The sequence below is a fragment of the Achromobacter sp. GQ309 genome (assembly GCF_059759315.1).
The window spans coordinates 295,813-309,814 of the sequence record NZ_JCAXDP010000006.1; the positions used below are offsets into that span (position 1 = coordinate 295,813).

Genomic DNA, 14,002 nt, shown 5'->3' on the forward strand with positions numbered 1-14,002 from the left:
CAGCGCGGACGGCCCGGCGTCTGATGGTGGTAGGATCGCCTGCGTACGCCGCGCGGAATCCGACACCCGCCACGCCGCAAGATCCGACCGGGCCATCCCGCGACAGCATCCGGCAGCGGCCATCCGGATCCATCCACGCCTGCAAGTTCGCGGAAGAACGACCCGGCATCCCGGGGCATTCACCTGCATGCCCCCGCCTCGCCCGCCTTCTCCGCCTTTGTCGACGCGCTGAAATATCGCTGAGGTATCACCTGTCGGGTCCGCCGCACGACCGCCTCGCATTAATTCGTGAATTTGGAGTCTCTGCCTTGTTCCGCAGATTTGAAAGCCAGCTCAATCCGTTCCCTTCCGAGAACGTCCCCCCGCCGCCCACGGGTTTCTTCGCCTTCTTGTGGTTCTGCACGCACGGATCGCGCCGCTACATCGCCGCACTGGCGGTCCTGAGCGCGGCGGTCTCCATCTACGAAGCGTGGCTCTTCGCCTTTCTGGGGCAGGTTGTCGACATGCTCACCGCCTGGAAAGCCGGCGAGGCCGCGTCGGCACACGAACGCCAGGTCCTGTGGGGCATTGCCATCGTGCTGTGCGTCAGCGTTGGCGTCGTCGCGCTACGCACACTGGTCCAGCATCAGGTCCTGGCCATCAACCTGCCGCTGCGCCTGCGATGGGACTTTCACCGCATGATGCTGCGGCAAAGCCTGTCGTTTTTCTCTGATGAATTCGCCGGCCGCGTCACCACCAAGGTCATGCAGACCGCGCTTGCCGTGCGCGAAGTGCTGCTCACCTTCTGCGAAATCGTGCTCGGCATCGCTGTCTACTTCGTCACCATCGTCGCGCTGGCCGGGGGCTTCGACTGGCGTCTGATGCTGCCCTTCATCGGCTGGATGGCGCTCTACGGCCTGGCCATGATGTATTTCGTGCCGCGGCTGGGCAAGGTCGGCAAAGAGCAGGCGCATGCCCGCTCGTCCATGACCGGACGCGTCACCGATGCCTACACCAACATCACCACCGTCAAACTTTTCTCGCACACCAATCGCGAGGCCCGCTTTGCGCGCGCCGCCATGGAGGACTTCAAGGAAACCGGCTACCGCCAGATGCGTCTGGTCAGCCAGTTTGAAATCGTGAACCAGGCGCTGGTGTCGGCGCTGATCCTGGCGGCCGGCGGCTACGCGCTGTGGCTGTGGCACGGCAACGAAGTCGGCACCGGCGCAGTGGCGGCCGTAACCGCCATGGCGCTGCGCGTGAACGGCATGTCGCACTGGATCATGTGGCAGATGACTTCGCTGTTCGAGAACATCGGCACCGTGCAGGACGGCATCGCCACCCTGACCCACGTCCCGAAAGTGCAGGACGCGCCCAACGCCGCCACCTTGCAAGTCACGCAAGGCGAAGTCCAGTTCGACGACGTCTATTTCAACTACAACAACGAGCGCCAGGTCCTCGACGGCCTGACCCTCACCGTGCGCCCCGGCGAAAAGATCGGCCTGGTCGGACGATCCGGCGCCGGCAAGTCCACGCTCATCAACCTGCTGCTGCGCTTCTACGACGTCGAACGGGGACACATCCGCATCGACGGCCAGGACATCTCGAAGGTCACGCAGGACAGCCTGCGCAGCGCCATCGGGATGGTCACGCAGGACACATCGCTTCTGCACCGCTCCATCTGCGACAACATCGCCTATGGCCGCCCCGACGCCAGCCGCGAAGAAATCCGCGCCGCCGCGGCCCGGGCACAGGCCGACGACTTCATCCAGCAGCTCAGCGACTCGCACGGCAACACCGGCTACGACACGCTCGTCGGCGAACGCGGCGTCAAGCTGTCGGGCGGCCAGCGCCAGCGCATCGCGATTGCCCGCGTCATGCTCAAGAACGCGCCCATCCTGCTGCTGGACGAAGCTACCAGCGCATTGGATTCGGAAGTGGAAGCCGCCATTCAGGAGAGCCTGGACGAAGTCATGCAGGGCAAAACCGTCATTGCCATCGCGCACCGCCTGTCGACCATCGCCGCGATGGACCGGCTCATCGTGATGGATCAAGGCCAGATCATCGAACAGGGCAGCCATGCGGAACTGCTGGCAATGAACGGCGTGTACGCGCGCCTGTGGCGGCATCAGAGTGGGGGTTTCCTGGCCGAAGAGCCGAGCCAGCCGGTTTGAGATGGTGGCCGGGCGCGCGCCCGGCCGCTTCATGGGTCCCGGAGTTCAGATGCTTGCCTACACGATCGGCGCAGTTGCGGCGGCCGCCTTGGCGGCCAGCGCGTACATCAGCGTCAAACGGCCCTTCCGGTTCAAGGACAACGGCTCCGGCCCGGATCACCGTCCTTCCGCAGCCGTCGCGGGCGGGCTGATGACCGTTGCCCTGCTGGGCTTTGTCCTGGCCTTCAGCCTTTGAATAAAACGCCTCGATGACAATTTTGGTTGCACTTTATTAGGGACATAAGAAAGACCCGATCGGATAATCCTCGCGCTATTCGAAAAGGATCTTTATTTTGAAGTTGAAAGCTGCACTCCTCATTTCCGCGCTGACCGCCGTCGTCGTTGCTCCCGCGAATGCCGCGTCTCCCCGTTCGGTCGACGCCCGCACGTTTGATGTCGCCGGCGTCAAGACGGGCATGGACTTCGACGAAGCCCTTGCCGCCACCGCCAAGAACTTCAATGTTGGCAAGAAGGACATCCGGATCGGCTACGCGACGAACAACCCGGTCACGAACACCAAGATGCCGATGAACTTCAGCTACGACAAAGATGGCGTCAGCTTCATCGTCCACTTCGAGCCGCGCGTGCCTGTCGACAAGCAACGGCCGCTGGCGGTGTCGCAGATCCGCTATGAACTGCCGTGGACGCCGGCCAACAAGGAAGCCATGGGCAAAGCCGTGCTGGAAAAATACGGCCGCCAGTCGAACTATCCCAACGACCTGAACATGGAATGGTGCACCAAACCCAGCACGAACCCCGGTATGGGCTGCTCGACGGACCTGACGCAGGCGGTATTGAAATACAGCGGCGTCAGCATTCAGATGCATGACCCGGCATGGATGAATGCGCGGATCGAGTATGTGCAGCGCAGCCAGTCCAGAAAGCCCAGCTTCTAACGCGTATCAGTAATTCTGAACGGGGCGCGCTTCGTGTTGACGGGGTGCGCCTTTCCCAACAAGACATATTCGATGAGGGCTTGGGCTACCAGCACCTGCCCTTCATCCTTTGAGCCGCGCGGGCAGATTCGCCACGAGCCAATCAATGAACACGCGCAGCCGATGCGTCACATGGCGGTTATGCGGGTACACCACATGAAACGGATAAGGCTGGGGCCGCCACGGTTTCAGAATCTCGACGAGCGCGCCGCTTTGCAACGCGGGGCCCGCCGCATAGGTGAACGTCTGAACGATCCCCAGGCCCGCCAGCGCCGCCGCCAGATGCGCGTTGCTTTCATTGACGCCGACGCGATGCTCGACCTTGACCTCCGTCTTTTCCCCATCGCGCTCAAAGCGGAACGGAAAGGCGCGGCCGTTCTGCGGCGACAGGTAGCTGACCAGCTTGTGGCCGTTCTTCAACTCATCCGGATAGGCAGGCGTGCCGAACTGTTTGAGGTATCCCGGTGTGGCGCAGGTGATCAGATCGGCGGTGCCGATCTGCCGCGCCACCAGCGAAGAGTCGTCGAGCGGTCCGCCGCGGATCACGCAGTCGACGTTGTCGCTGATCAGGTTGACGGGGCGGTCTGACACCCCGAAGTCGATCCGGATGTCGGGATAGCGCGTCAGAAAATCGGAGATCGCGGGGATCAGCACGTCGCTCGCGGTGGAGCCGCCCACGTCGATGCGCAGGTGTCCTTTCGGCTTGCCTTGCACAGCATTGAACGACCCGTCGATGTCTTCCAGGTCGCGTACGATGCGCAACGCTTTCTCGTAGTACTCGCGCCCTTCCGGCGTGACCGTGACGCGCCGAGTCGTCCGCTGAAGCAGGCGCACGCCCAGGTGCGCCTCCAGGTCCTGCACGATCTTGCTCAGCGTGGCATTGGGCATATCCAGCGAATCCGCCGCCCGCGTGAAACTGCCCGCCTCCACCACGCGCGCAAACCCGCGAATCGCGGTCAATTGATCCATGCCGAAGACTCCTTGAGATGAAGCGATTATCCACAAACACGCATAGTCGTTCCAATCTTTCCGGAGTTGTCCATTATTTCGGTGATCGATTGGCAAGCTTCGTCAATGGCATCGCGCTGTTTGTCGATGGCGGGATGCCGGAGGTGTGAGCGCCTCCCGCGCCGGCTCCCTCCAATCGCGCCACCTTGCGAATCACCGCCCTGTCGTCCGCCCTGATGGCCTATGCTGATCGTTCCGGCCCGATCGGCCACCTTTCTGAAGGAGCGTTGCATGTTGGACCACATCACGATCCATGTGAGCAACTTCGAGCGCAGCCGCGCGTTTTACCTGAGCGCGCTGGCGGCGCTGGGTTATGTGGCACGCAAGACGTTCGAGACCGACATGGGCTTCGGCGTCGGAGAACCGGACAACGAGAACAACCCCGGTGGCGAATTCTGGATACATGAGGGCACGCCCTGCGCGCCACGCGTGCATGTGGCCTTCCGCGCCCGCAGCCGCGAAGCGGTCGACGCGTTCCATCGCGCCGCCTTGGCAGCCGGCGGCCGCGACAACGGCCCGCCAGGCTTGCGCACGCATTACCACCCCCACTACTACGGCGCCTTCATCCTGGACCCCGACGGCTACAACATCGAGGCCGTTTATCACCGCGTCGCTTGACGGCAAGGCGCGCTCAGGAATGCCCCTCGCAGGTCGACCCGGACATCCTCGGGCAATGCGTTGAATCGATGCGGGGAATGAATGCCGACGCCGCAGAATCAAGTGGTCAGCGTCGCATGAAGGGAACTTGCCGGGATTGATGGAGCGGGTGAAGGGAATCGAACCCTCGTATGAAGCTTGGGAAGCTGCCGTTCTACCATTGAACTACACCCGCTCGGGTGTCGTGCCGCAGCCGTGGGCCGGGCAGAGCCGCGATTATAGCGCGGGTTTTTTCGGTCGGGGCGGGTCAAGAAAACTCGCCCGCTTCGACCAAAAACCCGCCGATATCAGTTCGCCGTGATGTTGGCGGCCTTCACCACCTTGCCCCAGCGGTCCAGTTCGGTCTGCGTGTAGGCGCCCAGTTCCTTCGGCCCCATGAAGATCGCCTCGGCGCCCTGCTCGGCCGCCTTCTTGCGGAACTCGTCGGTCTTCATGATTTTCTGGATCTCGCCCGCGATCTTGTCGACGACCGGCGCGGGCGTGTCCTTGGGTGCGTACATGGCAAACCACGACGACACGATCAGGTCGGGGTAGCCGGCTTCGGCGGCCGTGGGCACGTCGGGCAGCGACGGCAAGCGGGCATTGCCCGTGACCGCCAGCGCGCGCAGCTTGCCTGCGGCGATCTGGCCCAGCAGCGGCGGCGGCGTGGTGATCGTCATGTCGACAGCGCCGCCCAGCAAGTCATTCAGCGCGGGGCCGGTGCCCTTGTACGGGATGTGCGTGATCTGCGTGCCGGCCATCTGGTTGAGCAGCTCCGTGGCGACCTGCTGCAGCGAACCGTTGCCCGACGACGCGTAGTTCAGCTTGCCCGGGTTGGCCTTGGCGTACGCGACCAGTTCCTTCAGGGACTTGATGGGCAGATCGGGACGCACGACCACGACTTGCGGCGCGGACAGCACGTTGGCGACCGGGGCGAAGTCCTTGATGGGATCCCAGCCGGCGGCGGGCGTCACGTGCGGCGTGATGACCTGAAAGCCCGAGTACTGCAGCAGCAGCGTGTAGCCGTCCGGCTTGGCGCGCGCCACGGCCTGCGCAGCGATGCCGCCGGAGGCGCCGGGCTTGTTCTCGACGACGACGCTCTGGCCCAGCGCCGCACCCAAGGGCTGCGCGATCAGGCGGGCGGCGATGTCGGTGGTGCCGCCGGGCGCAGCGGACACGATCAGCGTGACGGGGCGGTTCGGAAAATCGGCCTGTGCGCTGGCGGCGCCGGCGGCGGTGATCAGGGCGAAGGCGGCGCTGACGCGCAGTGCGGTGGGCAGGCGGAAAGAGGCCATGCGTTGTCTCCTGGGTATTGTTTTATCTGTGGGTGGTTCGGGTACGGCAGGTACAGCTTGGAAAAGATCAATCAGGCGTCGGCCGGAAACCGTTCAGCCAGCCACGCGGGCGGCGCATGCAGGGCCAGCCTCGGCCCCGCCTGCAGCAATGCGTTGGACAGATCGCGCTGGACCAAACCGGGCAGGCTGCGAACGATCGCCAGCAGCGGCTCCAGCGACACGCCGGTCTCCACGTCCATGCAAGCAAACATGTGGACCAGCTCTTCGGTGTTGACGTTGCCGCTGGCGCCCGGCGCGTAAGGACATCCGCCCAGGCCGCCAGCCGCGGCGTCAAAGCGGGTGATGCCGGTCTGCCAGGCCGCGATGGCGTTGGCCAACGCCATGCCGCGCGTGTTGTGCAGGTGTACGGTCAGCGCGGTGGACGGCAGGCGCGCCGCCACCTGTTCGCAGAGGGCAGCCACTTGCGTCGGAAACGCCATGCCTGTCGTGTCGCACAGCGTGATGCCGGCCGCGCCCGCATCGACCAGACGCGCCGCCAGGTCCAGCACCGTGTCCGCGGGCACGTCGCCGTCGAACGGACAGCCGAACGCGGTCGACAACGACACGTTGCACGGCGCACCAGCCTTTGCCGCGGCGGCCAGAACCTGCGACAGCTCGGCAAACGACTGGTCGCGGGTCATGCGCAGGTTGGCGCGGTTGTGCGTCTCGCTGCACGACATGACGAGGTTCATCTCGTCCGTGCCGGCCTCCAGCGCGCGTTCCAGCCCGCGCACGTTCGGGACCAGCGCGGTATAGATCACGCCGGGACGGCGGCGGATGCGGCGCATGACGTCGACGGCGTCGGCCAGCGCGGGAATGGCTTTGGGGGACGTGAAGCTGGTGACCTCGATGCGGGCAAAGCCGCAGTCGGACAGCGCGTCCACGAAGGCGACCTTGTCGTCCGTGGGCACCAGGGTCTTCTCGATCTGCAGGCCGTCGCGCGGCCCGACCTCGTTGATCTCGATGCGGGCGGGTCCGTGGTTCATGCAATCACTCCCTTGGCGCGCAACGCGCCGCGCTGTTCTTCGGTCAGGCCCGCCGACGCCAGCACCGTGTCGGTGTGTTCGCCCAGGGTCGGCGCGCGTTCGCGCACTGCGCCCGGATTGGACGACAGGTACGGGAAGACGGCGGGCATTTCCACCTGCACGCCCGCCGCGGATTCCATTGAGGTGATGGCGTTGCGGGCGCGGTAGTGCGGATCCTTGGCAATGTCGGCAACGGAATAGATGCGGCCGGCGGGCACGCCGGCTTCCAGCATCGCGGCCAGGACGTCGTCGATCTGCTGTTCCTGCGTCCACGCGCCGATGGCGGCGTCGATCTCTTCCACACGGCGCGCGCGGCCGTCGTTGTGCGCCAGCGCCGGGTCCTGTCCCAGGTCGTCGCGGCCGATGCGGGCCATCAGCCGGGTGTAGATGGCGTCGCCGTTGCCCGCGATGAGCACGTAGCCGTCCTGGCACGGGTAGGCGTTGGACGGCGCGATGCCGGGCAGCGACGCGCCGGCGGGCTCACGCACCGCGCCGAACACCGAATACTCGGGCAGCAGGCTCTCGCTCAGGTTGAACAGGCTTTCGTACAGCGCGGTGTCGATCACCTGCCCCACGCCACCGCGCGCATCGCGTTGATACAGCGCCAGCATCACGCCCAGCGCGCCATGCAGGCCGGCGATGGTGTCGCCTAGCGACAGGCCGGCGCGCACCGGCGCGCGGCCCGGCTCACCGTTCAGGTAGCGCAGGCCCGCCATGGCTTCGCCGATCGCGGCAAAGCCGGGTTCGCGCGCCTTGGGACCGGTCTGGCCGTAGCCCGAGATGCGCAACATGATCAGGCGGGGATTCAGTTCGTGCAGGGCTTCCCACGACAAGCCCCATTTTTCCAGCGTGCCGGGGCGGAAATTCTCGATCAGCACGTCGGCCTCGCGCGCCAGCATGCGCACGATGTCCTGGCCTTCCTGCTGGCGCAGGTCCACGCAGACCGACTGCTTGTTGCGCGATTGTGCCTCCCACCACACCGAGGTGCCCTCGTGTAGCAGACGCCACTTACGCAACGGATCGCCCTGGCCTGGCGGCTCGATCTTGATGACCTGGGCGCCAAAGTCCGCCAGCGTCTTGGCCGCAAAAGGCCCCGCGATGAGTTGTCCCAGTTCCAGCACACGAATGCCGGCGAGAATCTGCCCTGCCATATCGCCTCCCAGGCGCGTCTTACGGTAGTGATGGACGGCAGTGTGCGCGCAAAGCGCCGGGGAGCGGAATGGACAATCGGGGAAAGGGGCATTCCCGGAACGAGAAACCTCGGGCTAACCCTCAGCCTTCGCCGCGCAGGTGGGCCAGCAGCAGCCGCGCGGCCACGGTCAGGGTGTCGGCGTCGCGCACGCCCAGAAGCAGCCAGCGGCGCGCCCACTCGTCGGTCAGCGGAATCAGCCGGATCGGCATGGACCGCGCGTGCGGCTCGGCGGCGATGCGCGGCAGGATGCCCACGCCACGCGTGGCCGCGACCATGCGGCAGATGGCGTCAAAACTGCGCACCTGGATGCGCAGCCGCATCGCCCGGCCCATGCGGCCGCTTTCTTCCGACAGCCGGGTCGCCAGCGACGTCGCGGGCGGCAGGCCGACGTAGTCGTAGGCCAGCGTGTCCGCAAAGGCGACCTGCGGCTCCGCGGCCAACGGATGGCGCTGCGGCACGATCAGCACCAGCTCGTCCAGGCGATACGGGAAGGTGGCAAGACCGTCTGCCAGCGTGCGGTCGGCAAAGACGCCGATGTCCGCGCGGTTCTCCAGCACGGCGGTGACGATGTCGCTGCTGTTCTGCTCTTCCAGGTCGATGCGCACGGCAGGATGCTCGTCCATGAAGGCGGCCAGGTCCTCGGGCAGGAACTGGGTCAGCGACGAGGTGTTGGCGGCAATGCGCACCTGGCCTCGCACGCCCTGCGCAAAGTCGGACAGCGCGCCGGCCATCTGCTCGACTTCCTGCAGCACCCGCAGCGCGTGCACCAGGCACGCCTGTCCGGCGTCGGTCAGCTCCACGCCGGCGGCATTGCGAAACAGCAGGGGCGACCCCAGCGCGGCTTCCAGGTCGGAAATCCGCTTGCTGGCCGCGCCCACCGCCAGATGCGACTGGCGCGCGCCGGCCGAGATGCTTCCCTGGCGCGCAACAGAAACAAACAGGGCAAGCGTGACGAGGTCGATCCGGGCAAAGTTCATGACAAAGGACTACGGCGCAGGGAAACCGGGCAGAAACTATAGCCGCAGGCGTCCGGAATAAATGTGTCCCTGTTTTAGTCCCTATGACCGGCTCCGCGCGGGCAGACCTGCCACTACAATCCCGCCTATGAATACGAACAACCCCGCGAACAACGCCACGAACACCCCTGCGGACACCCCCGCAGACGCGCCCGCCAAGCCGGGCGTGAGTCCTTCCGCCTCGCCCGCCGCCGACGCCGCGCCCGCCCCCGTTTCCCCGGAAACCCAGGCCGCGCTGGCCAGCGCCGCGTATGCGCCCAACAGCCCGGGCGCCGCGCACATCCGCAGCTTCGTCCATCGCCGCGGCCACATCACGCAGGGCCAGCTGGCTGCGCTGGAGCGCCTGATGGGCCAATGGTCCATCCCGTACGCTCCCCGCCGCCTGGATCCGGCCGCCGCCTTCGGACGGCAGGCCCCGACGGTGCTGGAGATCGGCTTCGGCATGGGTGAAACCACCGAAAAGATCGCGCTGGCCCGGCCTGGCGACAACTTCCTGGGCGTGGAAGTGTTCAACGCCGGCGTCGGATCGCTGCTGCGCCGCATCGAAGACTCCAGCATCCAGAACCTGCGCATCATCCAGCACGACGCCGTTGAAGTGGTGCGCGACATGATCGCCCCCGACTCCCTGGCCGGCGTGCACATCTACTTTCCGGATCCGTGGCCCAAGAAGCGCCATCACAAGCGCCGCCTGATCCAGCCTACGTTCATCTCGCTGCTGGCCAGCCGCATCGCGCCCGGGGGCTACATCCACTGCGCCACCGACTGGGAAGACTACGCGGTGCAGATGCTGGAAGTGCTGAGCGGCGAACCGCTCCTTAAGAACACCGTCGACGGCTACGCGCCGCGACCCGACTACCGCCCCCTCACCAAATTCGAGACACGCGGCCTGCGCCTGGGCCACGGTGTCTGGGACCTGATCTTCAAGCGAGCCGCCTGATGCTCTATCCGCCGATCGAACCCTACCGCCAAGGCATGCTGGATACCGGAGACGGTCACCAGATCTATTGGGAAATGTGCGGCAACCCCAACGGCAAGCCCGCCGTCTTCCTGCATGGCGGGCCCGGCAGCGGCTGCTCGCCCGTGCACCGGCAGTTGTTCGATCCGCAACGCTACAACGTGCTGCTCTTTGATCAGCGCGGCTGCGGTCGATCGCATCCGCACGCCAGCCTGGACAACAACACCACGTGGCATCTGGTCGCCGACATCGAGCGACTGCGCACCGAAGTCATGGGCGCCGAGAAGTGGCTGGTGTTTGGCGGATCCTGGGGGTCGACGCTGGCGCTGGCCTATTCCGAGACGCACCCGGCACACACCAGCGAACTGGTGCTGCGCGGCATCTTCGGCCTGCGCCGCGCCGAGATCCAATGGTTCTACCAGGAAGGCGCATCGTGGCTGTTTCCGGACCGCTGGGAAGAATACCTGGCGCCGATCCCCGAGGCCGAACGCGGCGACCTGGTCACCGCGTACCACAAGCGCCTGACGGGCAACGACCCCGCCGAGCAACTGCGAGCCGCCAAGGCCTGGAGCAAATGGGAAGACAGCACCATCACGCTGCTGCCCAGCCCGCGCCATCAGCAAAGCCACGCCGCGGACCGCGCGGCGCTGGCCTTTGCGCGCATTGAGAACCACTATTTCTTCAACGCCGGCTTCATGGAAGAAGGCCAGTTGATCCGCGACGCGCAGAAGCTGCGCGGCATCCCCGGCACCATCGTGCAGGGCCGCTACGACGTCTGCACGCCCGCGCGCACCGCGTGGGACCTGCACCGCGCGTGGCCGGAAGCGCAGTTTCACCTGGTGCCCGATGCCGGCCATGCCTTCGACGAACCCGGCACGCTGGCGCGCCTGATCGCCGCCACCGACGCCTACGCCAAACAGTGAGGAGCCCTGACATGCACATCACCCTGAACGGAGACGCCCGCGAGTTCCCGCTGAACACCACGGTCAACGAATTGCTCGAAACGCTGGGCTATGCGGGCAAGCGCGTGGCCGTCGAACGCAACGGCGAAATCGTGCCCAAGAGCCAGCACGCGCAGACGGCGCTGTCGGACGGCGACCAGATCGAGATCGTGGTCGCGGTGGGCGGCGGCTGAACTACGGTCACCGCAGCGCTCCGGCGCCGCATCGCGACACCCCCTTCAAGGCCGCTGACACCCAGCGGCCTTTTTGCATGCCGCCCCACGCACGAGGGGGCTTACGCCCCCGGATACAAACGTCCTGCGAAGGTGCCAGCATTGTTGCGTAGTCTGGCAAGAGGCTAGCAACCTGTTACACCACAACCCCTCGTCGTAGGGCAAATGTGCGAGTCATAATCGTTTCTATCGCGCCGCCTTCAACCGGACAGGCGCCTTCGAGAGCACAGGTTTTCTCACCGCAATATCGATAAAGGAAACGCTATGGGTCTGCTCAATTTCATCAAGGACGTTGGAGAAAAACTCTTCGGCGCCAGCGAGGCCAAGGCCGCGACGGCAGAGGAATTGAAGAAAGAGCTGGATAAGCACGGCCTGAACGCGGATGGCCTGCAAATCACGGTGGACGGCGACAAGGTCACGGTCGCGGGCCAGGCGTTGAGCACGGAAGACGCCGAGAAGATTTCACTGGCACTGGGCAACACCGTCGGCGTGGCCGCGGTGGACAATCAGCTGCAGGTCAAGCAGGCTGCGCCCGAAGCCAAGATGTACACCGTGCAAAAGGGCGACAACCTGTGGAAGATCGCCGAAGCGCAATACGGCAAGGGCCAGGGCGCCAAGAACACCCTGATCTTCGAAGCCAACAAGCCCATGCTCACCAGCCCCGACAAGATCTACCCGGGCCAAGTGCTGCGCATCCCGCCGCTGTCGTAAGCGGCACCGAATTCAAACAAACCGGAGGACACCCATGCGTTCTCCGGCTTGTGTCGCGGCGCGGCGCCCCCTGCCTGCCGCGATTGCTTGGCCAGACGCAATGTCTGGCCATTTTTTTGACTGCGGACTTACAGTCCTGCGCTAGAAAAGCCGCCCCGCCGCCCGGCCGCCCGAAGGCGGGGCAGCCCCCCCGGGGGGCAGCAAGCGAGCTAAGCGAGTGCGGCGTGGGGGCTTCAAATCCAGCCGCCCCGCCGCTCGGCCGCCCGGAGGCGGGGCAGCCCCCTCGGGGGGCAGCAAGCGAGCGAAGCGAGTGCGGCGTGGGGGCCCTATTTCATTCCGAAGCGGCCCAGCCCTTTCATGCCGCCCATGGCGCGCATCATCTTGGCCATGCCGCCCTTTTTCATCTGCTTCATCATGCCCTGCATCTGCTCAAACTGAGCCAGCAGACGATTGACCTCCTGAACCGGCACGCCGGAGCCGGCGGCGATGCGGCGCTTGCGCGAGGCCTTGATCAGTTCGGGCTTGGCGCGTTCGGCGGCCGTCATGGAATTCAGGATGCCTTCGGTGCGGCGCAGCTGCTTTTCCGCCTGGCCGCCTTGCAACTGCCCGGCGGCCTGCTGAAATTGAGCCGGCAGCTTTTCCAGCAGCGAGCCCATGTCGCCCAGCTTCTTGACCTGACCGAGCTGATCGCGGAAGTCGTTCAGGTCGAACTTGTTGCCCGACTTGATCTTGGACGCAAGCTTCTGCGCTTCGGCGATGTCGATGTTCTTTTGCGCCTGCTCCACGAGCGAGACGATGTCGCCCATGCCCAGCACGCGCTGCGCCATGCGGTCGGGGTAGAACGGCTCGAGGCCATCCAGCTTTTCCGACACGCCGACAAACTTGAGCGGCTTGCCGGTGACGTGGCGCACCGACAGGGCCGCGCCGCCGCGGGCGTCGCCGTCCAGCTTGGTCAGGACGACGCCGGTCAGGGGCAGCGCGTCGGCAAAGGCGCGCGCGGTGTTGACCGCATCCTGGCCCTGCATCGCGTCCACCACGAACAGCGTTTCCACCGGCTTGACCAGGTCATGCAGCGCGCGGATCTCGCGCATCATGGCCTCGTCGATGCCCAGGCGGCCGGCCGTGTCCAGGATCAGCACGTCGTAATGATGGCGGCGGGCGTGATCAACCGCGCCGCGCGCGATGTCTTCAGGCTTCTGGCTGGGATCGGACGGCAGGAAATCCACACCGACCTGCGCGGCCACACTCTTCAACTGGTCGATAGCGGCCGGACGGTACACGTCGGCGGACACCACCAGTACCTTCTTCTTGCCGGTCTTGCGGCCGTGCTGCGTGTGCTGCCCTTCGCTGAGCCAGCGCGCCAGCTTGCCGGTGGTGGTGGTCTTGCCGGCGCCCTGCAGGCCCGCCATCAGGATCACGGCGGGCGGCTGGACGGCCAGCGACAGTTCGTTGGCGTCGGCGCCCAGGTCGCCGCCCATGAGGGCAGTCAGTTCCTTGTTGACGACGCCGACGAGCGCCTGGCCCGGGCTGAGGCTGCCGGCGACTTCTTCGCCCAGCGCCTTTTCCTTCACCCGCGCGACAAAGTCGCGAACGACCGGCAGCGCGACGTCGGCTTCCAGCAGCGCCATGCGCACTTCGCGCAGCATCTCCTGCGTGTTGGCCTCGGTCAGGCGGGCTTCCCCGCGCAGCGTCTTGACGACGCGCGACAGGCGTTGAGTTAGGTTATCGAGCATGAGAGGCGTTTCCGCTTAAACTAGTTGATTGAACGGTGGCCGCAGGCGCGGATTCTGCGCTTTCGGGTGACGCGCACCCCAAGGCCCCATC

At 65.6% G+C, this 14,002-nt stretch carries 14 protein-coding genes and 1 tRNA gene; 8 read left to right on the top strand and 7 right to left on the bottom strand.

Annotation, left to right across the window (positions count from 1 at the left end; all coding sequences use genetic code 11):
* Nucleotides 1-308: 308 nt before the first annotated feature.
* From AC6CIE_RS20555 to AC6CIE_RS20565, 3 genes are all read left to right on the top strand, one after another.
* Nucleotides 309-2,153 (top strand): ABC transporter ATP-binding protein, encoded by a 1,845-nt coding sequence (locus tag AC6CIE_RS20555; protein WP_175137905.1) that lies wholly within the window; start codon nt 309-311, stop codon nt 2,151-2,153.
* Between the two features lie 49 nt (nt 2,154-2,202).
* Entirely contained in the window at nt 2,203-2,388 is a 186-nt protein-coding gene (locus tag AC6CIE_RS20560) for a hypothetical protein (RefSeq protein WP_367353249.1), read from the top strand.
* Between the two features lie 97 nt (nt 2,389-2,485).
* The gene (locus tag AC6CIE_RS20565) at nt 2,486-3,088 is read left to right on the top strand and encodes a hypothetical protein (RefSeq protein WP_175137906.1); all 603 of its coding nucleotides are present in this window, start codon (nt 2,486-2,488) and stop codon (nt 3,086-3,088) included.
* A 102-nt stretch (nt 3,089-3,190) separates the two neighbouring features.
* Here AC6CIE_RS20565 and AC6CIE_RS20570 read toward each other — a convergent pair whose 3' ends face one another.
* Nucleotides 3,191-4,096, bottom strand: coding sequence for a LysR family transcriptional regulator (locus AC6CIE_RS20570; protein ID WP_239211940.1), 906 nt, complete (start codon nt 4,094-4,096; stop codon nt 3,191-3,193).
* Between the two features lie 270 nt (nt 4,097-4,366).
* On the opposite strand from AC6CIE_RS20570, the gene AC6CIE_RS20575 reads away from it, so the two are divergent.
* Nucleotides 4,367-4,753, top strand: a complete 387-nt coding sequence (locus AC6CIE_RS20575) for a VOC family protein (RefSeq protein WP_218342801.1) — start codon at nt 4,367-4,369, stop codon at nt 4,751-4,753.
* 140 nt (nt 4,754-4,893) lie between these two features.
* Here AC6CIE_RS20575 and AC6CIE_RS20580 read toward each other — a convergent pair.
* The 5 genes from AC6CIE_RS20580 to AC6CIE_RS20600 all read right to left on the bottom strand — a co-directional run bounded on the left by AC6CIE_RS20580 (nt 4,894) and on the right by AC6CIE_RS20600 (nt 9,299).
* Nucleotides 4,894-4,967: transfer RNA gene (locus AC6CIE_RS20580), tRNA-Gly, on the bottom strand.
* Nucleotides 4,968-5,079: 112 nt separating this feature from the next.
* On the bottom strand, nt 5,080-6,066 hold the full coding sequence (locus tag AC6CIE_RS20585; RefSeq protein WP_175184770.1) for a Bug family tripartite tricarboxylate transporter substrate binding protein: 987 nt from the start codon (nt 6,064-6,066) through the stop codon (nt 5,080-5,082).
* Nucleotides 6,067-6,137: 71 nt separating this feature from the next.
* On the bottom strand, nt 6,138-7,091 hold the full coding sequence (locus AC6CIE_RS20590) for a hydroxymethylglutaryl-CoA lyase (RefSeq protein WP_452002417.1): 954 nt from the start codon (nt 7,089-7,091) through the stop codon (nt 6,138-6,140).
* Nucleotides 7,088-8,281: a CaiB/BaiF CoA transferase family protein gene (locus AC6CIE_RS20595; RefSeq protein WP_498093679.1), complete on the bottom strand. Its 1,194-nt coding sequence runs from the start codon at nt 8,279-8,281 to the stop codon at nt 7,088-7,090. Before AC6CIE_RS20595 ends, AC6CIE_RS20590 begins: the two co-directional genes overlap by 4 nt.
* Before the next feature lie 121 nt (nt 8,282-8,402).
* On the bottom strand, nt 8,403-9,299 hold the full coding sequence (locus AC6CIE_RS20600) for a LysR substrate-binding domain-containing protein (protein WP_175122360.1): 897 nt from the start codon (nt 9,297-9,299) through the stop codon (nt 8,403-8,405).
* 127 nt (nt 9,300-9,426) lie between these two features.
* Here AC6CIE_RS20600 and trmB point away from each other — a divergent pair, with 127 nt between their 5' ends.
* From trmB to lysM, 4 genes are all read left to right on the top strand, one after another.
* On the top strand, nt 9,427-10,275 hold the full coding sequence (gene trmB, locus AC6CIE_RS20605) for a tRNA (guanosine(46)-N7)-methyltransferase TrmB (protein ID WP_239211232.1): 849 nt from the start codon (nt 9,427-9,429) through the stop codon (nt 10,273-10,275).
* Nucleotides 10,275-11,216: a prolyl aminopeptidase gene (gene pip / locus AC6CIE_RS20610; RefSeq protein WP_218342798.1), complete on the top strand. Its 942-nt coding sequence runs from the start codon at nt 10,275-10,277 to the stop codon at nt 11,214-11,216. Before trmB ends, pip begins: the two co-directional genes overlap by 1 nt.
* 11 nt (nt 11,217-11,227) lie before the next feature.
* On the top strand, nt 11,228-11,428 hold the full coding sequence (gene thiS, locus AC6CIE_RS20615; protein WP_498093682.1) for a sulfur carrier protein ThiS: 201 nt from the start codon (nt 11,228-11,230) through the stop codon (nt 11,426-11,428).
* 303 nt (nt 11,429-11,731) lie between these two features.
* Nucleotides 11,732-12,178, top strand: coding sequence for a peptidoglycan-binding protein LysM (gene lysM, locus AC6CIE_RS20620; protein ID WP_175137914.1), 447 nt, complete (start codon nt 11,732-11,734; stop codon nt 12,176-12,178).
* A gap of 326 nt (nt 12,179-12,504) precedes the next feature.
* Here lysM and ffh read toward each other — a convergent pair whose 3' ends face one another.
* On the bottom strand, nt 12,505-13,911 hold the full coding sequence (ffh, locus tag AC6CIE_RS20625) for a signal recognition particle protein (RefSeq protein WP_056559422.1): 1,407 nt from the start codon (nt 13,909-13,911) through the stop codon (nt 12,505-12,507).
* Nucleotides 13,912-14,002 lie beyond the last annotated feature (91 nt).